General features: G+C 74.6%; 17 protein-coding genes, 1 tRNA gene and 1 pseudogene. 11 read left to right on the top strand and 8 right to left on the bottom strand.

The features are described 5' to 3' along the window. Positions 1-118: 118 nt before the first annotated feature. Positions 119-361: a DUF397 domain-containing protein gene (locus tag ACZ6A9_RS19295; RefSeq protein WP_145870994.1), complete on the bottom strand. Its 243-nt coding sequence runs from the start codon at positions 359-361 to the stop codon at positions 119-121. A 229-nt stretch (positions 362-590) separates the two neighbouring features. On the opposite strand from ACZ6A9_RS19295, the gene paaK reads away from it, so the two are divergent. After that, on the top strand, positions 591-1,874 hold the full coding sequence (gene paaK / locus ACZ6A9_RS19290) for a phenylacetate--CoA ligase PaaK (protein WP_468986965.1): 1,284 nt from the start codon (positions 591-593) through the stop codon (positions 1,872-1,874). Positions 1,875-1,886: 12 nt separating this feature from the next. Here the strand turns inward: paaK and ACZ6A9_RS19285 are convergent, their stop codons facing one another. Next, the gene (locus tag ACZ6A9_RS19285; RefSeq protein ID WP_468987234.1) at positions 1,887-2,465 is read right to left on the bottom strand and encodes a TetR/AcrR family transcriptional regulator; all 579 of its coding nucleotides are present in this window, start codon (positions 2,463-2,465) and stop codon (positions 1,887-1,889) included. A 207-nt stretch (positions 2,466-2,672) separates the two neighbouring features. Here ACZ6A9_RS19285 and ACZ6A9_RS19280 point away from each other — a divergent pair, with 207 nt between their 5' ends. Then, complete coding sequence (locus ACZ6A9_RS19280) at positions 2,673-4,451, top strand: serine hydrolase domain-containing protein (RefSeq protein WP_468986960.1); 1,779 nt, start codon at positions 2,673-2,675, stop codon at positions 4,449-4,451. A gap of 9 nt (positions 4,452-4,460) precedes the next feature. Here ACZ6A9_RS19280 and ACZ6A9_RS19275 read toward each other — a convergent pair whose 3' ends face one another. The 3 genes from ACZ6A9_RS19275 to ACZ6A9_RS19265 all read right to left on the bottom strand — a co-directional run bounded on the left by ACZ6A9_RS19275 (position 4,461) and on the right by ACZ6A9_RS19265 (position 8,852). Next, positions 4,461-6,029: a phytoene desaturase family protein gene (locus ACZ6A9_RS19275; protein ID WP_468986956.1), complete on the bottom strand. Its 1,569-nt coding sequence runs from the start codon at positions 6,027-6,029 to the stop codon at positions 4,461-4,463. 49 nt (positions 6,030-6,078) lie between these two features. Beyond that, entirely contained in the window at positions 6,079-8,361 is a 2,283-nt protein-coding gene (locus tag ACZ6A9_RS19270) for a serine/threonine-protein kinase (protein ID WP_468986952.1), read from the bottom strand. 119 nt (positions 8,362-8,480) lie between these two features. Continuing rightward, the gene (locus tag ACZ6A9_RS19265; protein ID WP_468986949.1) at positions 8,481-8,852 is read right to left on the bottom strand and encodes a four-helix bundle copper-binding protein; all 372 of its coding nucleotides are present in this window, start codon (positions 8,850-8,852) and stop codon (positions 8,481-8,483) included. Between the two features lie 128 nt (positions 8,853-8,980). On the opposite strand from ACZ6A9_RS19265, the gene ACZ6A9_RS19260 reads away from it, so the two are divergent. The 8 genes from ACZ6A9_RS19260 (at position 8,981) to fdh (ending at position 18,862) form a co-directional block, all read left to right on the top strand. Further along, positions 8,981-9,361, top strand: a complete 381-nt coding sequence (locus ACZ6A9_RS19260) for a DUF6479 family protein (RefSeq protein ID WP_468986945.1) — start codon at positions 8,981-8,983, stop codon at positions 9,359-9,361. A gap of 252 nt (positions 9,362-9,613) precedes the next feature. Next, the gene (locus ACZ6A9_RS19255) at positions 9,614-10,120 is read left to right on the top strand and encodes a SigE family RNA polymerase sigma factor (protein ID WP_468986942.1); all 507 of its coding nucleotides are present in this window, start codon (positions 9,614-9,616) and stop codon (positions 10,118-10,120) included. An 11-nt stretch (positions 10,121-10,131) separates the two neighbouring features. Then, positions 10,132-10,626, top strand: coding sequence for a cellulase (locus ACZ6A9_RS19250; protein WP_468986939.1), 495 nt, complete (start codon positions 10,132-10,134; stop codon positions 10,624-10,626). A gap of 167 nt (positions 10,627-10,793) precedes the next feature. Further along, positions 10,794-12,092 (top strand): glycosyltransferase, encoded by a 1,299-nt coding sequence (locus tag ACZ6A9_RS19245; protein WP_468986937.1) that lies wholly within the window; start codon positions 10,794-10,796, stop codon positions 12,090-12,092. Beyond that, positions 12,089-13,357 carry a hypothetical protein gene (locus tag ACZ6A9_RS19240; RefSeq protein ID WP_468986935.1) on the top strand — a complete coding sequence of 423 codons (1,269 nt, stop codon included), beginning with the start codon at positions 12,089-12,091 and terminating at the stop codon, positions 13,355-13,357. The genes ACZ6A9_RS19245 and ACZ6A9_RS19240 overlap by 4 nt, the downstream gene beginning before the upstream one ends. Before the next feature lie 338 nt (positions 13,358-13,695). Further along, positions 13,696-14,565 carry a 4Fe-4S dicluster domain-containing protein gene (locus tag ACZ6A9_RS19235; RefSeq protein ID WP_468986932.1) on the top strand — a complete coding sequence of 290 codons (870 nt, stop codon included), beginning with the start codon at positions 13,696-13,698 and terminating at the stop codon, positions 14,563-14,565. Beyond that, entirely contained in the window at positions 14,562-15,530 is a 969-nt protein-coding gene (gene nrfD, locus ACZ6A9_RS19230; RefSeq protein WP_468986928.1) for an NrfD/PsrC family molybdoenzyme membrane anchor subunit, read from the top strand. Before ACZ6A9_RS19235 ends, nrfD begins: the two co-directional genes overlap by 4 nt. A gap of 68 nt (positions 15,531-15,598) precedes the next feature. After that, positions 15,599-18,862 carry a formate dehydrogenase gene (gene fdh, locus ACZ6A9_RS19225; RefSeq protein WP_468986926.1) on the top strand — a complete coding sequence of 1,088 codons (3,264 nt, stop codon included), beginning with the start codon at positions 15,599-15,601 and terminating at the stop codon, positions 18,860-18,862. Between the two features lie 3 nt (positions 18,863-18,865). Here fdh and selD read toward each other — a convergent pair whose 3' ends face one another. Continuing rightward, positions 18,866-19,885 (bottom strand): selenide, water dikinase SelD, encoded by a 1,020-nt coding sequence (gene selD, locus ACZ6A9_RS19220; protein WP_468986923.1) that lies wholly within the window; start codon positions 19,883-19,885, stop codon positions 18,866-18,868. A gap of 56 nt (positions 19,886-19,941) precedes the next feature. On the opposite strand from selD, the gene ACZ6A9_RS19215 reads away from it, so the two are divergent. Beyond that, positions 19,942-20,034: transfer RNA gene (locus ACZ6A9_RS19215), tRNA-Sec, on the top strand. 86 nt (positions 20,035-20,120) lie between these two features. Here ACZ6A9_RS19215 and ACZ6A9_RS19210 read toward each other — a convergent pair. Next, positions 20,121-21,827 (bottom strand): annotated as a pseudogene (locus tag ACZ6A9_RS19210) (GTP-binding protein); the annotation flags it as partial. A 5-nt stretch (positions 21,828-21,832) separates the two neighbouring features. After that, positions 21,833-23,170, bottom strand: a complete 1,338-nt coding sequence (selA, locus tag ACZ6A9_RS19205; protein ID WP_468986919.1) for an L-seryl-tRNA(Sec) selenium transferase — start codon at positions 23,168-23,170, stop codon at positions 21,833-21,835. Between the last annotated feature and the right edge of the window lie 178 nt (positions 23,171-23,348).

Genomic DNA, 23,348 nt, shown 5'->3' with positions numbered 1-23,348 from the left:
CGGAGTAACGACCTTCGCCTTCCCCGGGCCAGCCTGACTCAGGCACGGCCCGGCTGAGGCACTTCAGCTCGCGTGTCCGGAAAAACGCGGGGAACACGTGAGCCGCGGCGGTCGCGGCTCAGGTGAGGTCGAACTCCCCTTCGCGGGCCCCCGACACGAACGCGCCCCATTCGGCGGGGGTGAAGATCAGGGAAGGACTTTCGGGGCGGCCGCTGTTGCGCATGGCGATGAACCCCTCCACGAAGGCGATCTGGACGTCCCCTCTGCCTCGACTGCTGGACTGCCACTGCGCGTTGCTGAGGTCCAGGTCCGGCTTGTCCCAGCCCGTGAGCGGGCGCTGCTGGGTGGTGCTCTCGGCCACGTCCGTGCTCCTCCCGATTCGTCGTCCGCGGTCAGCCTAGCGACAGGGTCCGGCCGCCGACAGGCCGTGGAGGAACTACCCCGGGGGCCGAGGGGCCGACGGCCGCTCCCGCGGAAGAGGCCGGGGCCCCGCTCTTGCCCCGGGTGCCGGTGGCCTGACTTACTGATGCCTCAGGTGCGACCGAATGATCGGTCGTCCGGTGCGGCACGACGGGCGAGGAGCAGGTGTGATGACGGACGCGGCGGAGCGGCTCGATCCCGACGGCCTGCGGACGCTCCAGTCGGAACGGCTGCGGAGCACACTGCGGCACGCGTACGACAACGTGCCGTTCTACCGGAAGTCCTTCGACGACGCGGGCGTCCGTCCGGAGGACTGCCGCTCGCCGGCCGACCTGGCCCGCTTCCCGTTCACCACCAAGGCGGACCTGCGGGACCACTACCCGTACGGGATGTTCGCCGTGCCGCGCGACCGGGTCCGCCGTATCCACGCCTCCAGCGGCACCACCGGCCGCCCCACCGTGGTCGGTTACACGGAGGGTGACCTGTCCCTGTGGGCGGACCTGGTCGCCCGTTCGATCCGGGCCGCGGGCGGCCGGGCCGGCGACGTGGTGCACGTGGCCTACGGCTACGGCCTGTTCACCGGCGGACTGGGCGCCCACTACGGTGCCGAGCGGCTCGGCTGCACGGTGGTCCCGGCGTCCGGTGGCATGACCTCCCGGCAGGTCACCCTGATTCAGGACCTGAAACCGTCGGTCATCATGGTGACACCGTCCTACATGCTCACCCTGCTCGACGAGTTCGAGCGGCAGGGCGTCGACCCGCGCTCGACGTCCCTGCGTGTGGGCATCTTCGGGGCCGAGCCGTGGACGGAGCGGATGCGCCAGGAGATCGAGGAGCGGTTCGCCATCGACGCGGTCGACATATACGGGCTGTCGGAGGTGATCGGTCCGGGGGTCGCGCAGGAGTGCGTGGAGACCAAGGACGGACTGCACATCTGGGAGGACCACTTCTTCCCGGAGGTCGTCGACCCGCTCACCGGTGAGGTCCTCCCGGACGGGGAGCGGGGTGAGCTGGTCTTCACCTCGCTCACCAAGGAGGCGATGCCCGTCGTGCGGTACCGGACGCGGGATCTGACCCGGCTGCTGCCGGGCACCGGCCGGGTGTTCCGGCGGATGGAGAAGGTCACCGGGCGCAGCGACGACATGGTGATCCTGCGCGGGGTGAATCTCTTCCCCACGCAGATCGAGGAGATCGTGCTGCGCACCCCGGGAGTGGCGCCCCACTTCCAGCTGCGGCTCACCACGCGCGGCCGTCTGGACGTGCTCACGGTCCGTGCGGAGGCCCGTCCCGACGCGGACCCGGCGACGCGGGACGCGGCCGCGCGGTCCATCGCGGCGGCGGTGAAGGACGGCATCGGGGTCTCGGTGGACGTGGAGATCGTCGACCCGGAGACGGTGGAGCGGTCCGTGGGCAAGATCCGCCGGATCGTGGATCTGCGCGGGGAGCGGGAGTGAGGGCCGGGCGGGCTACCCCTCGGCCACGATCCGTTCGACCGCGGCCCGCACCAGCCGGTCGCGCTCTTCCGGCGTGAAGACGTCGGGCAGGGTGAGCTGCTCGACGATCAGCCAGTTGAGCGCGAGGTAGAGGAGCTTGACGGCCGTCGCGTCTCCGGGGAGACCCGAGCCCTCGTGGTAGCGGACGTTGGCTTCCACGTCGGCCCGGACCCGTTCGGTGAGCACCTGGCGCAGTCCCGGCCGGCGGGTGGCCTCCAGCCGGAGTTCGAGGAGAGCGAGGTAGCCGGTGCGGAAGGAGGCGATGCGCCCGACCAGTTCACGCATCAGCGTCACGTAGACCTGCCGGTCGCGCCCGGCGGCCCGCTGCCTGGCGATGGTCTCCTCGTCCGGCTGGAGCCGCTCGTAGACCCGGGCACCGGCCTGGGTGAGGAGGTCGTCGCGCGAGGTGAAGTAGTTCGACGCGGTGCCCGGGGGTACCGCGGCCTCGGTGTCCACCGCCCGGAAGGTCAGCCCCCGGGCGCCGTCCCTGGCGAGCACCTCGATCGCCGCGTCGACCAGCGCGGCCCGCCGCTGCTCGTTGCGCCTCACCACTGTCACCACCCCCACCCGCCGGGCTTCCCTCACACCACTTCGGCCAGAGTACTACGCCTGAAGTCGTCCGCTCCCGCCAGGGACACCTCGGGCGACCGCGCGCGCACCATTGACACCGGCCGCCCGTGACAGGAAAGTTTCACCCGCACGGCGACCTGCGAAAAATTCTTTCAGCCCTCGCGCGGGGCCCGACACGGGAGGAACCTGATGGCGGACGAAGGGGCGAGAGGCATCACCCGGCGTCAACTGGGCGCGGGTACGCTGGCGCTGGGTGGAGCGCTGGCGTTCGCGGCCCTTCCGGCCGACCCGGCGTCGGCGGCCGCACCCGTACGCGGCGGCAACCCGACCCTGCGGCGGGGATCGGCGCGCCGCGCCGGTCTGCTGGCCGCTCCGCTGGGGCAACTGGTCACCGAGGCCGAGGCGTTCCTCGCCCCCTCCCCCGAACACCCCTGGTACGCGGGGGCGGTCCTGCTCGCCGGGCGCGGCGGCACGGTCGCGCTGCACCGGCCCATCGGCATGGCGGTGCGCTACCGGGCGTACGACGAGAAGACCGACAGCGGCGTGGAGTTCCCGCCGGACCAGCAGATCCCCATGGCCGAGGACACCGTCTTCGACCTGGCATCGGTGTCGAAGCTGTTCACCTCGATCCTCGCCGTGCAGCAGATCGAACGGGGCCGGCTGGAGCTGGAGGCGACCGTCGCCTCGTACCTCCCGGACTTCGGCCGCGCGGGCAAGCAGGACATGACGCTCCGCCACCTCCTGACCCACACTTCGGGTTTCCGTGCCTGGATCCCGCTGTACGACGCGCCCACGTACGAGGAGAAGGTGCGACTCGTCCTCGACGAGGCGCCGACCGGTCCGCCCGGCACGGTGTACCGCTACTCGGACCTGAACCTGATCGCGCTGCAGCTGGTCCTGGAGCAGGTCACCGGCCGCCCCCTCGACGTCCTCCTGCGCGAGGAGATCACCGGCCCGCTGGGCATGCGCAGCACCCGCTACAACCCGCCCGCCTCCTGGAAGCCCCGCATCGCGGCCACCGAGGACGCCCGCAGGCCGTGGTCCGGGCTGGACCGGGGGCTGGTGTGGGGCGAGGTGCACGACGAGAACGCCCACAGTCTGGGCGGGGTCGCCGGGCATGCGGGGGTGTTCTCCGACGCCTGGGACCTGGCGGTCCTCGGGCGGACCCTCCTCAACGGCGGTGTCTACGGCCGGGCCCGGATCCTGACGCGGGAGTCGGTGGAGCTGATGTTCACGGACTTCAACACCGCCTTCCCGGGTGACGAGCACGGTCTGGGCTTCGAGCTCCACCAGCACTGGTACATGGGCGCGATGGCCACCCCGCGCACGGCGGGTCACACCGGCTTCACCGGGACGTCCCTGGTGCTCGACCCGACGACCGACTCGTTCCTCGTGGTGCTGGGCAACTCCGTCCACCCTGTGCGCAGTTGGCGTTCCGGCTCCGCTCCCCGGGTGGCCGCGGCGAACCAGCTGGCCCGCGCGGTACCGGTCCGGCCGGCCCGGGGCCGTACCGCGTGGTTCTCGGGGATGGCGAGTGCGTCGACGGCCACCCTCACCCTGCCCGCGCTGGACACCTCCCCGGGCGCGGCCCGGCTGCGCTGCCCGCTGTGGTGGGACACCGAGCCCCGCGCCGACGTCCTCGCCCTGGAGGCCTCCACCGACGGCGGCGCCGGCTGGCAGCCGGTGCCGTTCACCACCGTGCGCCGTGACGCCGAACCGGAGCCGCACCCGTCGGGCACGGCCACCGGCTGGTCCGGACGGGTCTGGCACGAACTGACCGCCGCCCTGCCCGCCGCGCGGAGCCTCACCCTGCGCTGGCGGTACACGACGGACCGGCTGTACGTCGGACGCGGCGCGTACGTCGGCACGCTGCGCGTCGAGACGCCCGGCGGCCGGCTCTTCGACGAGACGCGCCCGGCCGACGCGGCGCGCCTGCGGGCGCAGGGGTGGACGCGGTCGGCCGGCTGACCCTGCGCGTCAGACCTCCCCCGCCTCCAGGACCGCCATGGCCGCGTTGTGTCCCGGCACTCCGCTCACCCCGCCGCCGCGCACCGCGCCCGCGCCGCACAGCAGGACGTTGGCGTGCCGGGTCTCCACGCCCCAGCGGCCGGTGCCCTCCTGGGCGTAGGGCCAGGAGAGCTCGCGGTGGAAGATGTTGCCGCCGGGCAGTCCGAGGTCGCGTTCCAGGTCGAGCGGGGATCTGGCCTCCAGGCACGGGCGTCCGTCGGCGTCGGTGGCCAGGCAGTCGGCGAGGGGTTCGGCCAGGTGGGCGTCGAGCTGGGCGAGGGTCGACTGCAGCAGTTCCTCGCGCACGCCCTCGTTGTCCGGCTCGAACAGCCGCGCCGGGGTGTGCAGTCCGAACAGGGTGAGCGTCTGGAAGCCCCGCGCGGCCAGGTCCGGGCCGAGGATCGTCGGGTCCGTGAGGGAGTGGCAGTAGATCTCGCAGGGCGGTGCGGCGGGCAGCTCACCCGCGGCGGCCTGGGCGTGGGCGGTGGCGAGTTGTCCGTACCCCTCGGCGATGTGAAAGGTGCCGGCGAACGCCTCGCGCGGGTCGACGGAGCTGTCGCGAAGCCTGGGCAGCCGCTCCAGCAGCATGTTCACCTTGAGCTGGGCGCCCTCGGCGGGCGGCGGAGGCGTGTCGCCGGTGAGCCGCGCGAGTTCCTGGGGTGAGGCGTTGACCAGGACGTGCCGCGCTCCGACGACGCCCTCGCCGTCGACGGAGCGGTGGGTCACCTCGGCCGTGCGGCCGTCGGTGTCGACGCGCACCACCTCGTGGCCGGTGGCGACGACGGCCCCGGCGGCGCGGGCGGCGCCGGCCAGCGCGTCGGTGAGGGCGCCCATGCCGCCGACCGGCACGTCCCAGGCGCCGGTGCCGCCGCCGATGACGTGGTAGAGGAAGCAGCGGTTCTGCGCGAGCGAGGGATCGTGCGAGCCGGCGAAGGTGCCGATGAGGGCGTCGGTGAGGACGACACCGCGCACCAGGTCGTCGGCGAAGCGCTCCTCGACGGCGACACCGAGGGGCTCCTCGAAGAGGATCCGCCAGGCCTCCTCGTCGTCGACGGTGCGGCGCAGTTCACCGCGGGTGGGCAGGGGGCCGGTGAGGGTGGGGAAGACACGGCGGGCGACGCGGCCCGTCATGTCGTAGAAGCGCTGCCAGGCCCGGTACTCGCGGTCGGACCCGGTGAGCCGGGCGAACGCCTCGCGGGTGCGCCGCTCGCCGCCGCCGACGAGCAGCCCGGTGGGCCGTCCCCCGCGTTCGGTGGGGGTGTAGGAGGAGACGGTGCGGGTGCTCAGCCGGACGTCGAGGCCCAGGTCCTGGAGGATCTTCCGGGGAAGCAGGCTGACCAGGTACGAGTACCGGGAGAGCCGCGCGTCGACGCCGGCGAACGGGCGGGTGGAGACCGCCGCCCCGCCGGTGTGGTCCAGCCGCTCCAGCACCAGCACGGAGCGCCCGGCCCGGGCGAGGTAGGCGGCGGCGACGAGGCCGTTGTGGCCTCCGCCGACGATGACGGCGTCGTACGTCCCGGTTTCCTCGGCTGCGGTCATGGTCCTTCGTAGCACGCGGTGATCCGCACCGGCCAGGGGTGCCCGCCCGTCATGCCCCTCCGGCCGCTCCCGGCTGCCGCAGCGCCGCCACCCTGCGGTACAGCCCGGCGGCCTCCTCGACGCGGCCGAGCTGCTCCAGGCAGTGCGCCTCGTCGTTGCGGGCGGCGAGGGTGTCGGGGTGGTCCTCGCCGAGGGCCCGCTCCCGGGCGTCGGCGACCTCCCGGTACTCGGCCAGGGCCTCCGCCCAGCGGCCCAGCCAGCCCAGGCCCACGGCGACCTCGCGGCGGCTGACCAGCGTGTCCGGGTGGTCCGCGCCGAGGACCCGCTCGCGCAGCGCGCACACGTCCCGCGATTCGGCGAGGGCGTCCACCCAGCGGCCGAACCGGCCGAGGTTGACGCCGATGCCGTGCCGGGCGCGCAGGGTCTCGGGGTGGGTGGGCCCCTGCACGCGGGTACGGTCCCCGGCGAGGCCCCGGTACAGGTCGAGGGCCTCTGCGGTGCGGCCCAGCCGGCCCAGGCCGATGCCGATCTCGTAGCGGGCGGCGAGGGTGTCGGCGTGGTCGGGACCGAGGGCCCTGGCACGGGCCCCGGCCACCTCGCGGTAGGTCTCCAGGGCCTCCGTCCAGCGGCCCAGCCGGCCGAGGGTGTAGGCGACCTCGAAGCGGGTGACGAGGGTGTCGGGGTGCTCGGGCCCCAGGACCCCGGCGCGGGCCTCGGCCACCGCGCACGCCATCGCGTACGCGTCCTCCAGGCGGCCGAGTCTGCTGAGGTTGAAGGCGAGGTTGTGGCGGCAGCGCAGGGTGTCGGGGTGCTCGGCGCCCATGGTGCGCTCGCGGGCGGCGAGCACGGAGAGGTAGACCTGGTGGGCGTCGAGGGGCCGGCCCAGCTGGGCGAGGACGTACGCCATTTCCTGACGTGCGGCCAGGGTGTCGGGATGGTCGGCGCCGAGCGCGCGGATGCGGGCCGCGGCCACCTGCTTGTAGGCGCGCAGGGCGTCGGCGGCGCGACCGGTGCGGCTGAGGGTGAAGGCGACCTCGTAACGGCTGGCGAGGGTGTCGGGGTGCTCGGGGCCGAGGAGGTGTTCGCGTTCGGCGGCGACCGTGCGGTGCACCTCGCCCGCCTCCGCCCAGCGGCCGAGGCGTCCCAGGCTCAGGCCCGCGTTGTGCCGTCCGGCGAGGGCGGTCAGGGCCTCCGGGGCCGGGGCCGGGCGCTCCTCGGCCACGGACCGCGGGCGCGCTCCCGTGGCGGGGCGGGCGATCCACTCGCCGGACAGGCCGGCGGCCGGGTCGGGCGGTGCGGTGCCCGGGGAGGTGCCGCCTCGGGCCTTGCGGCCGGTGGTCATGCCGCGCGTCCAGGACGGCAGGCGGCCCGCACGGCCCGTCGGAGCGGGTTCCTCCGGGCGCACCGCCCCGGTGGTGCCCGCCGCCTTCCCCGGCACTCCGGTGAGGCCCGCACCGGCCGCCGCCACGGCGGGGGCGGGGGTGGCGCCCAGCTCGCCGATCCGGTCGGCGAGGTCCCGGGCGCTGTCGGGCCGTCCGCCGGGCTCCTTGGCCAGCAGGTCCAGGATGATCCGCTCCAGTCGCTCGGGCAGGTCGGCACGGTGACCGCGCGGCGGCCGGGGCGGGGTGTCGCGGTGGCCGACGAGGATCGCCCAGGCGTCGTCGAGGTCGAACGGCGGCACCCCGGTGGCGATCTCGTAGAGCACACATCCGAAGGAGTACAGGTCGCTGCGCCGGTCGACCGGCGAGCCGCTGATCTGCTCGGGCGACATGTAGTGCGGGGTGCCGAGGGCGACGCCGGTGCCGGTCAGCCGGGAGGTGAAGCCGATGTCGTGACCGAGCCGGGCGATGCCGAAGTCGCAGATCTTCACCGTGCCGTCGTCCAGCCGCACGATGTTCGCGGGCTTCAGGTCACGGTGCACGACGCCCTGGTCGTGGGTGTAGGCGAGGGCCGCGGCGACCTGCCCGGCGATCTCCACGACCTCCTCGACCGGCAGCGGATGCTGTTTGTTGTCCTCCAGGAGCCGGCTGAGGTCGCGTCCCTGGAGCAGTTCCATCACCAGGTACAGCACACCCTCGGACTCCCCGAAGTCGTGCACGACGGTGATCCCGCGGTGCTGCAGGGCCGCGGCCACCCGGGCCTCACGCCGGAACCGCTCGCGCAGCACGCGGCCGAAGGACCGGTCGTGCTGCGCCCCGACGGGCTTGAGGCACTTCACCGCGACCTGCCGGCCCAGCGACTCGTCCCGTGCCCGCCAGACCTCGCCCATGCCGCCGCGTCCGATCCGGTCGAGCAACCGGTACCGGCCGTGGATCAGCCTGCTGTCCCCCATCTCCTTCGCCCGCCCCCGTCGCAGTCCGCCGCGCTCCTCCCCTGGCCCGTCCAGTATGGCGACACGTCGCCCGGTTTTGTACGGTGCCGGACGCGGGGCCGCGGCGCGCGGAAGGCAGGTCAGCCGAGGGTGGCGAGGAACTCGGTGCAGGCCCGGGCGCAGGCGCGGCACGCCTGCGCGGTCTCCTCCGCCCCGGGGTGCCCGTCGAACGCCTGCGCGCTCTCCAGGCACATCTGCCGGCACCACTCGACCTGGACGCGGAGGGTGTCCTCGTCCACCTGGTTCTGCTCGGACAGCACACGGCAGGTCGCGTCGCAGACCTCCGCGCACATGATGCCCTTGCGGCGTATCAGTTCCTGGTTCCCGGTCCCGTCGGGGTCCACCAGGCCGGCCCGCGTCGCGCAGGCCCGTGCGCACTCGGTGCAGGCCTGGGCGCAGGCGAACCGGTCCTCCAGGAACCGGAACAGCTCTTCCTGCGATGTCGTGGTCACAGGTCGCGGGTAGCCGCCGTCCCGGCGGCCAAACGTCGGCGCGGTGCGCGGGCGTCCCAGGGGGAGGTGAGCGGGCCGGCGGGCGAGGTGAGCGGGTTCGCGCCCGGGAGCGGGGGTACCCGCGAGCCATGACGAACACCTCATGGATGGAGACGGTGGACCTCGCGGCGAGCCGCGGCGCGCTCGGCATCGGCCTCGGAGCGGCGGCCCTGGTGGTGGTGGCCCTGCTGATCGGCATGTTCGCCTTCGGCAGCCGCCGGACCAGGAAGAGCACGACACGCAGGCCCCGGCCGGAGGAGCAGCCCCGGATGCCGGAGGGCGGACCGGTCCACGAGGTACGTGAGCAGCGCGAGCCGAACGAGGTGCCCCGGAGCGACGAGCGGCTGACGCCGCACGAGCTGAACGGGCAGGGCGACACCGGCAGCCGCGCCGGCGCCGCGCAGGAACGACCTCGCTGGGACGAGGGGAGCAGTGGGTCGTTCGGCAGCGGCGGACCGGGCAGTCACTGACCGCTCCGCACGCGCGGACACCACCGGGCCCCGCAGGGGCGAGCGGGAAGGTGACCGCACGCGGACAGGGCGGGTGCCCGCACCGGGGCGGGCCGTGCGCTTCATCGATCGCCGCAAGGCGGTCGTGGGCGCACGGCCCGCCCTTTCGCCTGTCCGGACGTGAGGTGGATCACAGCACATGGGTGCATCGTTCCGCCGGGCCCCGGGTCTTTGAGTGGGTGTAAGGGGTTGTTCGCGGGCGGGACGGTGGGGATGGAGCGGTTTCGGGCCGACGGCTTCGACGAGTTCGTGGCCGCACGCTGGTCGACGCTGCTCCATGTCGCGCGTCTGCTGACCGGCGGCGACCGGCAGCGTGCCGAGGACCTCGTCCAGGAGGCCCTGGTGAAGCTGTGGTTCGCGTGGCCGAGGGTCGCCGAGCAGGCGCCGGAGGCGTACGTGCGCCAGGTGCTGGTGCGGATGGCGGCGCGTTCGGCGCGCCGGCGCTGGTGGGGCGAGCGTCCGGTGGAAGAACTGCCCGACCGTGCCGGGCCGGGCGACGTGTCCGCGGCCGTCGCGGAACGCTCGCGGCTGGAGGCCGCGCTGGCCCTGCTGCCGCCGCGGCAGCGGGCCGCGGTGGTGCTGCGCTACTGCGAGGACCTGCCCGAGGGCCAGGTGGCCCAGGCTCTCGGCTGTCCGGTGGGCACCGCCCGCTCCCACGCCTCGCGCGGAGTGGCGCGGCTACGGCGGATCCTGTCCGACTCCGTCAGGCCCGTGGGGTGAGGGGAGCAGCGATGGACGACTTCGAGCGCGAGCTGACGCGCATGATGCGGGACGGCCGGCGGCACGCCCCCCTGGAACCCGGTCAGCGGGCCCGGCTGTACGAGGGCATCCGGGTGCGGCGCCGGTCGCGGATGCTGTGGCGGGCGGGCGGCTCGGCCCTCGCCGTGGCCGGACTGAGCATCGGGCTGGCGCTGCTGCCCGACACCGGCTCCCGGTCCCTGCCCGCCGACCGGCCGCCCCTGCCGGCGACGAGTCCGACACCGCCCCCGCTGTCCCCGCCTCCGACGACCGCGGCCCCCAGTACCTCGCTCCCGCCCACGGGCACGCCCGGGACCACGGCGCCCGGGACCGGCGGCACACCGGCCTTCCCCCCGTCCGACACACCCGACGCGACCCCGTCGGCGACGACCGCCCCGTCCTCACCGCCGGCCCCCACGTGGCCGCCGAGCACACCCCCGTCCACGGAGGAGGCAGGGGGCCCTCCCACGACGGCCGGCAGCGGCTGACGCCCGCACCGCCGTACCCGCCCGGGGTGTACGCCCCCGGGCCCCCCGGGGCCCTCCCGCCCCGGGGCCACTTCACCCGACCAGCACCCGGGCGCCTCCGGCATGCCCGCACGGGCCCCACCGGGGTCCCGCCATGCCGTGCGCCGGAGGAGACCGTGAGATCCGTCATGACACCCGCGAGGCGGCCGGAACCGGCCGGCTGCCGCACGACCGCCGCGTCCGCGGCCCGGGGGACGCTGCCGCGCCGGGCCCCGCTGTCCGCCCACCACCCGGAACCCGTGCTGGAGGTGGTGGTGCCCGTGCACAACGAGGAGAACGACCTCGAGCCCTGCGTCCGCCGGCTCCACGCCCACCTGACGGGGACGTTCCCCTACCCCTTCCGGATCACCGTCGCCGACAACGCCAGCACGGACCGCACCCCGCTCATCGCCGAGCGGCTGGCCCGGGAGCTGCCCGGGACCGAGTGGCTGCGGCTGGCCGAGAAGGGGCGGGGGCGCGCCCTGCACACCGCCTGGTCGCGGTCGTCCGCCCCGGTGCTCGCCTATCTGGACGTGGACCTGTCCACCGACCTCGCGGCCCTGCTGCCGCTGGTGGCCCCGCTGATCTCCGGGCATTCGGACATCGCGATCGGCACCCGGCTGGCCCGTGGTTCCCGGGTGGTGCGCGGACCCCGGCGCGAGATCATCTCCCGCTGCTACAACGGGCTGCTGCGCGGCACGCTCGCCGTGGGGTTCACCGACGCCCAGTGCGGTTTCAAGGCCGTACGGCGTGACGTCGCCGAGCGGCTGCTCCCGCTGGTCGAGGACCGGGAGTGGTTCTTCGACACCGAACTGCTGGTGATCGCCGAACGCGCCGGGCTGCGCATCCACGAGGTGCCGGTGGACTGGGTGGACGACCCCGACAGCCGCGTCGACATCCTCGCCACGGCGCTGGCCGACCTGCGCGGCGTGGCCCGGCTGGGGCGTGCCCTGACCCGTGGCCGGCTGCCGCTGACCGCGCTGCACCGCACCGAGGAGCTCGGCGCGGTCGGCGGGCTGCCGCCCGCCCTGGTCCCCCAACTGTTCCGCTTCGCCGCCGTCGGGGCCGCCAGCACCCTGCTCCACCTGCTGCTCTTCAGCCTGCTCCGGCCCGCTGCGGGAGCCCAGACGGCCAACGCGCTCGCCCTGCTGGTGGCCGCGGTCGCCAACACGGCCGCCAACCGCCGGCTCACCTTCGGGGTGCGGGGGCGGGACGGAGCGCTGCGCCATCAGCTCAAGGGGCTGACGGTCCTCCTGGCCGGCCTCGCCCTCACCGGCGGTTCACTGGCCGTCCTGCACCGCGCCGCGCCCGGCGCGGACCCGCGCGTGGAGCTGCTGACGCTGCTCGCCGCCAACCTCGCCGCGACCCTGCTGCGTTTCCTCCTCCTGCGGGCCTGGGTGTTCCCCCGCCACCGCTCCCGCCGTACGACAGGACGCTCCGCCTCATGACCCTCCTCGGGACACACGGGGCCGGCCCGGCCGCCGTCCTCCTCCCCCACGCCCCGCCTCCGGCCGCCCCTTCCCGGCGCGAGCGGCTGCGCCGGGCCGCCGCGTACTGCGGTCCGGTGTTCGCGGTGTACGGGGCGCTGAAGCTCGCGGGTTTCGCCGTCTTCATGTTCCTGCTGGACTCCGCCGGCGACTTCCGGGAGAAGCATCCGCGGTTCGGCGGTGGCGCCCGCCCCTGGGACGTGCTGGGCAGCTGGGACGGCTGGTGGTACCAGCAGATCGCCCAGTACGGCTACGACCCGGCGCTGGAACCGGTGCCGGGCGCCACCGGCATGATCACCCTCCAGGGCAACTCGGCCGCGTTCTTCCCCCTGTACCCGGCGCTGACCCGGGTCGTCTCGGAGCTCACCGGCCTCGGCCCCTACGGCGCCGGCATGACCGTGTCGGTCGTCTTCTCCTTCGTCGCGGCGCTCGGCATCCACGCCGTCACCGCCCGGCTGGGCGGGTACCGGGCCGGTCTGGTCGCCGCCGGCCTGTGGGCGGTGTGGCCGGGCTCCGGCGCGGAGTGGGCGGTGTACTCCGAGTCCGTCTACACGGCGCTGGCCGCCTGGGCCTGCTACGCCGTGATGACCCGCCACTGGCTCACCGCCGGGGTGCTGACCTTCGCCGCCGGGCTCGCCCGGCCCACCGCGGTCACCCTGGTCGCGGCGCTCGCCGTCGCCGGACTGTTCGCGGTGCTGCGCCGCGGGGAGGGCCTGCGGCGTCCTCTGGCCGCGGTGGTGATCGCCCCGCTGGGAGCGGTCGGCTATCTGGGCTGGGTGGGTTACCGGATGGGCGACTGGGGCGGCTACAACAAGCTCCAGGACGGCGCCTGGGGCCACCGGTTCGACTACGGCCGGCACAGCTTCGACGTGCTCACGTCCGTACCGGTGGGCCACTTCGACTACCTGTTCGCCATGCCGATGGAGGACACGATCGGCGTCGGGGTGGTGCTGCTGGTGCCGGTGCTGACCGTGCTGCTGGTGCGGCTGCGCCCGCCCGCCGTCCTGGTCGTGTACACGGTGCTGTCGTATCTGATGGTGATGGCCACCCAGCAGTACTTCGGCAACGTCTCCCGCTACCTCCTCCCCCTGTTCCCCCTCCTCATCCCCCTCGCGGTGGCCATGAGCCGGCTGACGTGGCCCTCACTGCTCACCGTCCTGGGCACGGCGGCCCTCGCCTCCGGCTCGTACGCGGGATACGTCCTGTTCGAACTCGGCGTGCCCTAGGGGCCCGTCCGGCGGGACGCCCCCCGGACGGACGAAGGGCGGGGCCGGGGCGTGACGCCCCGGCCCCGCCTCCTTGCCCCGGTCAGACGGTATGCAGCGTGGCCCAGGTCTCCGGGCCGACCTGTACGTCATGTCGCCGAACGGGCCGTCCCGTGCGAGGTTGCAGCCGTGGAGTCACAGCGGACACCGCACCCGGAGCGGCGGCCAGGGTGGCGCCCGCCAGGGCGGCGGACAGGACCGCGGTGGTGGTCGCCCTGCCCCTACGCACGAGCGCCGGCCCGTCGTTTCGGCCGGCGCCGGCGGGGGCACCCGGGGGCGGCCGAGACTGGAGGTTCCGCATGACGGACGACGTCGCGCGCGAGGCGGGGTACGCCGATCCGCCGCCGCGCATGGGGTTCTTCACCGACACCTCGGTGTGCATCGGCTGCAAGGCGTGCGAGGTCGCGTGCAAGGAGTGGAACGCGATCCCCGAGGACGGCCTCGAACTGACCGGTATGTCGTACGACAACACGCAGGGCCTCGGCGCGAGCACCTGGCGGCACGTGGCCTTCGTCGAGCAGCGCGTGCCGGCGGCCGGGGGCCACGAGGACGTCGACGTCTTCGACGCCGCCCGGGGCCTCGCCGACTCCTTCGACGGGGGCGAGGTGCGCTGGCTGATGTCGTCCGACGTGTGCAAGCACTGCACGCACGCCGCCTGTCTCGACGTGTGCCCCACCGGGTCGCTGTTCCGCACCGAGTTCAGCACCGTCGTGGTGCAGGAGGACGTCTGCAACGGCTGCGGCTACTGCGTGTCCGCCTGCCCGTACGGTGTCATCGAGCGGCGGCCCGACGACGGACGCGCCTGGAAGTGCACGATGTGCTACGACCGGCTCGGTGTCGGCATGGAACCCGCCTGCGCCAAGGCCTGTCCGACCGACTCCATCCAGTTCGGCCCCCTGGAGGAACTGCGGGAGCGCGCGGCGGACCGGGTCGCGCACCTGCACGGCGCCGGGGTCCGCGACGCCCGCCTGTACGGGGAGGACCCGGAGGACGGGGTCGGGGGCGCCGGCGCGTTCTTCCTGCTGCTGGACGAGCCGGAGGTGTACGGGCTGCCGCCCGACCCGGTGGTCACCACACGCGATCTGCCCGGCATGTGGCGGCACGCCGCCGCGGCCGCCGCGACGCTCGCCGCGCTGGCCGCAGCCGGTTTCGCCGGGAGGACGCGATGAGCGAGGTCACGCGGGGCGGTTCGAAGGGCGGCCGGCGCCGGGGGCGCGGCGAGCAAGCCATGGTTCCGGACGCCGAGTTCGCGTCCTACTACGGCCGGCCCGTCCTGAAGCGGCCGGAGTGGAAGCCGCTGGACGTCGCGGGCTACCTCTGGCTGGGCGGTCTCGCCGGGGCGTCGTCGCTGCTGGCCGCCGGGGCCGACGTCACCGCCCGGCCGGCACTGGCCCGTACGGCGAAGCTCGGCGCGGCGGGGGCGATCTCCCTGTCGCTGGCGGCGCTCGTGCACGACCTGGGCCGGCCGGCCCGCTTCCTCACCATGCTCCGCGTCGTCAAGCCGACCTCCCCGATGAGCATGGGGTCGTGGCTCCTGGCGGCCTACGCTCCGCTGACCATGGCCGCGGCCGCCTCCGATGTCGCCGGCCGGTACCGGATCGCGGGTGCCGCCGCCACGGTGTCCGCCGCCGTGCTCGCCCCGGCGGTCGCGACGTACACCGCCGTGCTGATCTGCGACACCGCGGTTCCCTCGTGGCACGAGGGGTACCGCGAGATGCCGTTCGTCTTCGCCGGCTCCGCCGCCACCGCGGCGGCCGGGTGGGCCCTGGCCGCCGCACCGCCGGAACAGACCGGGCCGGCCCGCCGCACGGCCGTCCTGGGCGCGGTGCTCGAACTGGGCGCCTTCCGGCTGATGAAACGGAACATGGGCCTCGCGGCCGAGACGTACGCGAGCGGCGGACCCCGGGCGTGGCTGCGCGCGGCGGAAGGGCTCACGGCCGGCGGTGCCGTGCTCGCCGCCTGCGCCGGCCGCCGCGGCCGGGCGTTCGCGGCCCTCGCCGGTACGGCCCTGCTGGCCGGGTCCGCGGCCCTGCGGCTCGGCGTGTTCCACGCCGGCGTGGCGTCGGCCGAGGATCCCCGGTACACGGTCGTTCCGCAGCGGGAACGACTGGCGGCCCGGTCGCGGGCCGGGTGATCCTGGTGGGAACGTGGAGGCGCGGGTACTCACCCCGGGCGGTCGCGTACCGCGGAAAGGCAGGCATCATGGGCGTGCGCACCTGGATCGATTCCTGGCCGGTCTACCGCCAGCTCAAGGGCACCGACCCGCTGGGCCGCGGAGCCGCCGCCAAGAGCGGGCCGAGCGAGCGCCTCGCGCCCCGGGTCGCCACGGCGGACCGGGTCGTGAAGTCGGTGTGCCCGTACTGCGCCGTCGGCTGCGGCCAGAACGTGTACGTGCAGGACGAGCGCGTCACCCAGATCGAGGGCGACCCCGACTCACCCATCTCACGCGGCCGGCTGTGCCCCAAGGGCTCCGCCAGTCTCCAGCTGACCACCGGGAGCGCGCGCGAGCACCAGGTGCTGTACCGGCGACCGCACGGCACCGACTGGGAGCGCCTCGACCTCGGCACGGCGATGGACATGATCGCCGACCGGGTGATCGAGGCCCGCCGGGCGGGCTGGCAGTGGGAGGTCGACGAGACCCGCACCCGCCGCACCCTGGGCATCGCGAGCCTGGGCGGGGCCACGCTGGACAACGAGGAGAACTACCTCATCAAGAAGCTGTTCACCGCCATGGGCGCCGTGCAGATCGAGAACCAGGCGCGTGTTTGACACTCCTCCACCGTTCCCGGTCTGGGAACCTCGTTCGGCCGCGGCGGCGCGACCACCTTCCAGCAGGATCTCCAGCACTCCGACTGCATCCTGATCCAGGGCTCCAACATGGCCGAGTGCCATCCGGTGGGGTTCCAGTGGGTGATGGAGGCCAAGGCCCGCGGGGCGAAGGTGATCCACGTCGATCCGCGGTTCACCCGCACCAGCGCCCTGGCCGACGTGCACGTGCCGCTGCGCGCCGGATCGGACATCGCCTTCCTCGGCGGGATCATCAACCACGTCCTGAGCACGGACGCCTGCTTCCGGGAGTACGTGGTCGCCTACACCAACGGCCCGGTGATCCTGCGCGAGGACTTCCGCGACACCGAGGACCTCGACGGGGTGTTCTCCGGCCTCGACACCGACAGCCGCGGCTACGACCCGGCCACCTGGCAGTACCAGGGCGTCGACGTGCGGGCCGCCTCCGGGCAGCGCGACCTGCGCTTCGACCGGCGCGAAGCGTCCGCCCCCGACGTCATGGACGCGGCGCACGGCGAGTCCCACGGATCCGGCGGCGCGACCATCCCGGAGGGACGGCCGGAGTCCGACGAGACGATGACCCACCCCCGCTGCGTCTTCCAGGTCCTCAAACGGCACTACGCGCGCTACACGCCCGAGATGGTGGAGCGGATCTGCGGCGTGCCCCAGGGCGTCTTCCGCCAGGTGTGCGACATGGTCACCGAGAACTCCGGACGGGACCGCACCACCGCCCTCGCCTACGCGGTCGGCTGGACCCAGCACACGGTCGGGGTGCAGTACATCCGCGCGGCGTCCGTCCTGCAGACGCTGCTCGGCAACATCGGCCGGCCCGGCGGCGGCATCCTCGCCCTGCGCGGCCACGCCTCCATCCAGGGGTCGACGGACATCCCCACCCTGTTCAACCTGCTGCCCGGCTACATCCCGATGCCCTACGCCCACCGCGACCAGGACCTCGACGGCTTCGTGCGGGCCGACGCCGCGCCCAAGGGCTACTGGGGCAACATGCGCGCCTACCTGGTGAGCCTGCTCAAGGCGTACTGGGGCGACGCGGCGACGGCGGAGAACGACTTCTGCTTCGACTACCTGCCGCGGCTGACCGGCTCGCACTCCACGTACGAGACGGTCATGGCCCAGCTGGACGGCACCTGCAAGGGCTACTTCCTCATGGGAGAGAACCCCGCGGTCGGCTCCGGCAACGCCAAGCTGCAGCGCCTGGGCATGGCCAACCTGGACTGGCTCGTCGTACGGGACTTCTCACTCATCGAATCGGCCACCTGGTGGAAGGACGGCCCGGAGATCGAGACGGGCGAACTGCGCACCGAGGACATCGGCACGGAGGTGTTCTTCCTGCCGGCCGCCGCCCACACCGAGAAGGACGGCAGCTTCACCAACACCCAGCGGCTGCTGCAGTGGCACCACCAGGCGGTGCCGCCGCCCGGCGAGGCGCGCAGCGACCTGTGGTTCACCTACCACCTCGGGCGGATCGTCCGGGAGAAGCTCGCCGCGTCCACCGATCCGATGGACCGGCCGCTGCTCGACCTGACCTGGGACTACCCGACGTCCGGTGAGCTCGCCGAGCCGGACGCAGAGGCGGTGCTGGCCGAGATCAACGGCCGGGACGCCGACGGCGTCCCGCTGTCGGGCTACGAGCAGCTCGCCGACGACGGGTCCACCTCCTGCGGCTGCTGGATCTACTGCGGGGTGCACGCCGACGGCGTCAACCAGGCCGACCGCCGCCGGCCGGGCGGGGAGCAGGACTGGGTGGCCGCCGAGTGGGGCTGGGCCTGGCCCGCCAACCGCCGGGTGCTGTACAACCGCGCCTCGGCCGACCCCGGCGGCCGGCCGTGGAGCGAGCGCAAGGCGCTGGTGTGGTGGGACGCGGAGCGAGGCGAGTGGACCGGACACGACGTCCCCGACTTCCAGAAGGGCAAGTCCCCGGGCCACCGGCCGCCGGAGGGCGCCTGTGGACCCGATGCGCTGTCCGGCACCGACGCGTTCATCATGCAGGACGACGGCAAGGCCTGGCTGTACGCGCCGTCCGGCCTCGCCGACGGGCCGCTGCCGACGCACTACGAGCCGCAGGACTCGCCGTTCACGAACCTGCTGTACGGGCGCCAGCGCAACCCCGTCCGGCACCTGCTGCGGCCGCCGCACCCGGACAACCGCTACCAGCCGAGCGGCGCCGAGCCGGGCAGCGAGGTGTTCCCGTACGTGGCCACCACCTACCGGCTCACCGAGCACCACACGGCGGGCGGCATGTCCCGCTGGCAGCCGTACCTGGCCGAGTTGCAGCCGGAGTTCTTCTGCGAGGTGTCGCCCGAGCTGGCTGCCGAGCGCGGTCTCGAGCACACCGGCTGGGCGACGATCGTCAGCGCCCGCGCGGTGATCGAGGCGCGGGTGCTGGTCACCGACCGCATGCCGTCGCTGACCGTGCACGGCCGGCGTCTGCACCAGGTGGGTCTGCCCTACCACTGGGGCCCCAACGGCTACAGCACCGGTGACGCGGCCAACGAGCTGCTGCACCTGTCCCTGGACCCCAACACGCAGATCCAGGAGGCGAAGGCGCTGGCGGTCGACATCCGGCCGGGACGCCGCCCGCGGGGCCCGGCCGCCCCGGAGCTGGTGCGCCGTTACCGGGAACGGGCGGGCATCGACCAGGAGACCGGCACCGAGATGTGAGGCTCACTTCAGGACGACGGTGTGCGTGCCCACCGGGACCAGTTCGCCGATCACCGGGGCGCCGGGCACCTCGCCGGCCACCAGCAGCCCGCCGGAGGTCTGGGCGTCGGCCAGGAGCAGCCGGGTCTCCTCGTCCGCGCCGCCGAAGTCGGTGGAGGGCGTCACCCATTCCAGGTTCCGCCGGGTGCCGCCGCTGACGTAGCCGTCCCGCACGGCCTGCCGGGCCCCGTCGAGGTAGGGCACGGCGGCGGTGTCGATCACGGCGGTGACGCCGGAGGCGCGGGCGAGTTTGTGCAGATGGCCGAGGAGACCGAAGCCGGTGACGTCGGTGGCGCAGACCGCTCCGGCGGCGAGGGCGGCGGCGGAGGCGTCGCGGTTGAGCGCCACCATGGTGGCCACGGCCTGCTCGAACCGCTCGCCGGTGGCCTTGTGCCGGTTGTTGAGCACGCCCAGCCCGAGGGGTTTGGTGAGCGACAGCGGCACGCCGGGGCGGCCGGTGTCGTTGCGCAGCAGCCGGCCGGGGTCCGCCAGCCCGGTGACGGCCATCCCGTACTTGGGTTCCGGGTCGTCGACGCTGTGCCCGCCGCCCACGTGGCAGCCGGCCTCGGCGGCGACGGCCAGTCCGCCGCGCAGGACCTCGCGGGCGAGGTCGAGGGGCAGGACGTCCCGGGGCCAGGCCAGGAGGTTGACGGCGAGGACGGGGCGGCCGCCCATCGCGTACACGTCGGACAGGGCGTTGGCGGCGGCGATGCGCCCCCAGTCGTAGGCGTCGTCGACGACCGGGGTGAAGAAGTCGGCGGTGCAGACGACGGCCGCGGCCCCGTCCTTGGGAGGGAGGGCGACCACGGCGGCGTCGTCCCCGGTCGCCGACCCGACCAGCAGCGGGACGTCGCCGGTGAAGGGCGCCGGTGGGGCGAGGCCCGCCAGGACGTCCTCCAGCTCGCCGGGCGGAATCTTGCAGGCGCAGCCTCCGCCGTGCGCGAACCGGGTGAGACGTACGGGCCCTCGGGTCGGGGAGTGCATGTGCCTGGCTCCTTGTCGGTGTTCGGGTGGGTGAGCCGGTAGCCTGGCCGGGCGGTGGAGGCGTGTGGGTGCCTGGTGGCCCTCCCGGTCTTCAAAACCGAGGTGCCCGAGGACCTCGGGCAGGCGGGTTCGATTCCCGTCCGCCTCCGTCCTCCGCGGCGCCGGGACGGCAGCGCCGGTGCCGGTCGTCCACCCGTTCGGTGAGTCCGCTCCGGTCCAGGAACTCGAGCAGCGGTACGGCCACGCGGCGGGTGGTGTCCAGGGCCCGGCGGGCCTCGCTCAGGGTGAAGGGCTGCGGCAGGCCCCGCAGGACGGCTGCGGCGCGGGAGCCCGCTCCGGGCAGCAGGACGATGCCGTCGGTGACCCGCAGCAGCGCGCCCGCCGTGACCGCGGCGGCCAACTCCCTCCGTCCAAGACCCAGTTCGGTCAGCCGTCCGGCCTCGGGAGCGTGGAAGGGCGACACTTCGAGCTCCGCCCGCAGGGCGTCGACGGCGGTCCGGACGCGGGGCGGAAGGGCCGGGCCCCGCTGCCCCGGACCGTGCAGCCGTCCCTGGTCGCGGCGCAGTGGCACCGTACCCGGGGTGTCGGCGAGGGCGTCGACGAGTGTCCGGTCGGGCAGTCCCAGCAGCCGGCGGGCCGCCCCGGTGGGCAGTCCGGGATCCAGCGGGTGGTGCGCGGCATGCCGTTCCACCTCGGCTCCCAGGCGGTCCCGCAGCGCCGCCCAGTGCCCGGGATCGGCCAGCCAGTCCCCGGCGACGGGCGGCGCGGGGGCGGTGGCTCCCATGGCCTCCAGTTCGGTGCGGCGCACGAGGCGGCGCCGGCGCAGTTCCGCCGCGCCGTCCGGGTCGCCGGTCAGGTCCGCCAGTTCGGCGGCCCGGGCGCGGGCCGCGCCGCGCCGGGTCAGCTCCGGGGGGCGGACGTCCAGTACGGTCACCCGGCACGGGGTACGCCGCCGCCCGCCGGGTTCGCGCAGCACCGCCCGGTCGCCGATCCGCAGGGGCAGCGGGCGGGCCGCCGTCAGCCGGGCCGTGTCCCTGCCGAGCGGCCGCAGGGTCACCGGAACCGCGGCGGCGCCCAGGTGCAGCGTGGACCGCCGGGGAAGGTCCGCCACGGGCGTCCCGGTGACGCGGGCGTCGAACACCTCGGTGAGCAGCCAGCGGTCCGGCGTCAGCAGCACCTGTCCCCGGCCGAGGACGGCGTCGGACGCCCCGTGGACATTGACGGCCACGCGTGCCACCCCGGCGACGGTGGAGCGGTCCTCGCCCAGGCACTGCAGCCCGCGCACCCGCAGCACGCTCGTGCCGTCCCCGGTCACCAGCCGGTCGCCGGTCCGCAGGGTGCCCGCCCCCAGGGTGCCGGTGACGACCGTCCCGTGACCGCGCACGGTGAACGCCCGGTCGAGCCACAGCCGTACGTCGGCATCGGCCGGAGGGACGGGCAACGACTCGGTCAGGCGGGCCAGTTCCCTGCGCAGACGGTCCAGTCCCGCGCCCGTCACCGCGCTCACGGCGACGGAGGGCACGGTGCCGAGGGTGGTGGCGGCGATGCGTTCCAGGGCGTCCGCGCGCACCGGCTCGGGGTCGGCCAGGTCGCCGCGGGTCACGGCGAGCACGGCGTGGCGCACTCCGAGCGCGTCGAGGATCTCCAGGTGTTCCTGCGACTGTTCCTGCCAGCCCTGGTCGGCGGCCACCACGAACAGCACCGCCGGTACGGGGCCCACCCCGGCCAGCATGGTGGCCACGAAGCGCTCGTGGCCCGGCACGTCGACGAGGGCCAGGTCCTCGCCCCCGGGCGGGTCGAGGCGGGTCCACACGAAGCCGAGGTCCAGGGTCAGGCCCCGGCGCCGCTCCTCCTCCAGCCGGTCGGGGTCCGTTCCGGTCAGGGCCCGGGCGAGGGCGGACTTTCCGTGGTCGACGTGGCCGGCGGTGGCCAGTACCCGCATGCGTCTCACCTCCCCCCGACGGCCCGGACGGCCCCGGCGAGGCGTTCGTCGTCCTCTTCCGGCACCGCCCGCAGGTCGAGCAGGCAGCGCCCGGCCTCCAGGCGCCCGACCACGGGTTCCGCTCCGGTGCGCAGGGCCCCGGCGTAGTGCTCGGGCAGTGACAGGGCCGCGCTGGGCAGGGTCACCCCGGGCGCCCCACCGCCTCCCACGGTCGCCTCGCTGGTCACGGCCCGCACGTCGATGCCCTCGGCGGCCAGCCGGGCGGCGAGCCGCTCGGCGCGCGCGGTCAGCCCTGCGGGGGCGGCCTCGAGAGCCTGGCGGGTCGGGGTTGCGGGACCGGTCAGTGTGGCCTCCAGGGCGGCCAGGGTGAGCTTGTCGACGCGCAGGGCGCGGGCCAGCGGGTGCCGGGACAGGGCGCTGACCAACTCCTCGCGGCCGAGGAGCAGTCCGCACTGCGGTCCGCCCAGCAGTTTGTCGCCGCTCGCCGTGACGAGCGCCGCCCCGGCCGCCAGCTGGGTCCGGGCGTCGGGTTCTTCGGGCAGCAGCGGATGCGGGGTGAGCAGACCGGACCCGATGTCGACGACGACCGGGACGCCCAGCGCGGTGAGGTCACCGACGTCCGCGGCCCGGGTGAACCCGGTGATGCGGAAGTTGGAGGGGTGCACCTTGAGCACGAAGGCGGTCTCCGGGCCGATCGCCGCCGCGTAGTCGGCGGCCGTGGTGCGGTTGGTGGTGCCCACCTCGCGCAGTCGGGCGCCCGTGGAGACCAGCAGGTCGGGCAGGCGGAAACCGTCGCCGATCTCCACCATCTCCCCGCGGCTCACGATGATGTCCCGTCCGGCGGCGAGCGCGGTGGCGGCGAGCACCAGGGCGGCGGCACCGTTGTTGACGACGTGCGCGGCCCCGGCGGCCGGTACGGCGGCACGCAGGGCGGCCAGCGCGGTGCGGCCCCGGCGGGCGCGCACGCCGGGGCCGAGATCGAGTTCGACGTCGGTGGGGCCGGCGGCCTCCCGTACGGCCTGCCGGGCCGCCGCCGAGAGCGGGGCCCGGCCCAGGTTGGTGTGCAGGAGCACGCCGGTGGCGTTGATCACCGGCCGCAGGCCGCCGGCCGACCCCGGCAGCAGCGAGACGGCCGCGTCGGCGACCTCGTCCGGCGGCAGGCTGCCCTCACGCGCCCGCTGCTGGGCCCGGCGGACCGCCGACTTCACCCGGGCCGCCCCCAGCCGGTGCGCGGCCCGGAGCAGACGAGGATCGCGCAGCACGGCGTCGGTACGCGGGATCAGCCGCCGTACGTCCGCGTCCGCATCCGCGCCTGTGCCTGTGCTCGTGCCCGTGGGGTCCACCCGCGTCCTCTCGCTCGGGCCCGGTGGCCGGACGGTCGGACCTTCATGGTCCACCAGTGCCCCGGGCCGGGAACCCAACACGCCGGACCGTCGGGAGGTGACGGGTCCGGTGCGGGGGTCGCGCGCGGAACGTCCGCCGGGTGCGGCGGCCGAGGCCGCAGTACGCTGGCCGCATCCG

This window comes from Streptomyces sp. NPDC041124, from assembly GCF_055592385.1.
This window is presented reverse-complemented; position numbering and strand designations above follow the sequence as displayed.

Coding starts and splice junctions, on each gene's coding strand:
- paaK (WP_468986965.1), top strand. CDS start 591: ATGACGGACGCGGCGGAGCGGCTCGATCCCGACGGCCTGCGGACGCTC.
- ACZ6A9_RS19280 (WP_468986960.1), top strand. CDS start 2,673: ATGGCGGACGAAGGGGCGAGAGGCATCACCCGGCGTCAACTGGGCGCG.
- ACZ6A9_RS19275 (WP_468986956.1), bottom strand. CDS start 6,029: ATGACCGCAGCCGAGGAAACCGGGACGTACGACGCCGTCATCGTCGGC.
- ACZ6A9_RS19270 (WP_468986952.1), bottom strand. CDS start 8,361: ATGGGGGACAGCAGGCTGATCCACGGCCGGTACCGGTTGCTCGACCGG.
- ACZ6A9_RS19260 (WP_468986945.1), top strand. CDS start 8,981: ATGACGAACACCTCATGGATGGAGACGGTGGACCTCGCGGCGAGCCGC.
- ACZ6A9_RS19255 (WP_468986942.1), top strand. CDS start 9,614: ATGGAGCGGTTTCGGGCCGACGGCTTCGACGAGTTCGTGGCCGCACGC.
- ACZ6A9_RS19250 (WP_468986939.1), top strand. CDS start 10,132: ATGGACGACTTCGAGCGCGAGCTGACGCGCATGATGCGGGACGGCCGG.
- ACZ6A9_RS19245 (WP_468986937.1), top strand. CDS start 10,794: ATGACACCCGCGAGGCGGCCGGAACCGGCCGGCTGCCGCACGACCGCC.
- ACZ6A9_RS19240 (WP_468986935.1), top strand. CDS start 12,089: ATGACCCTCCTCGGGACACACGGGGCCGGCCCGGCCGCCGTCCTCCTC.
- ACZ6A9_RS19235 (WP_468986932.1), top strand. CDS start 13,696: ATGACGGACGACGTCGCGCGCGAGGCGGGGTACGCCGATCCGCCGCCG.
- nrfD (WP_468986928.1), top strand. CDS start 14,562: ATGAGCGAGGTCACGCGGGGCGGTTCGAAGGGCGGCCGGCGCCGGGGG.
- selD (WP_468986923.1), bottom strand. CDS start 19,885: ATGCACTCCCCGACCCGAGGGCCCGTACGTCTCACCCGGTTCGCGCAC.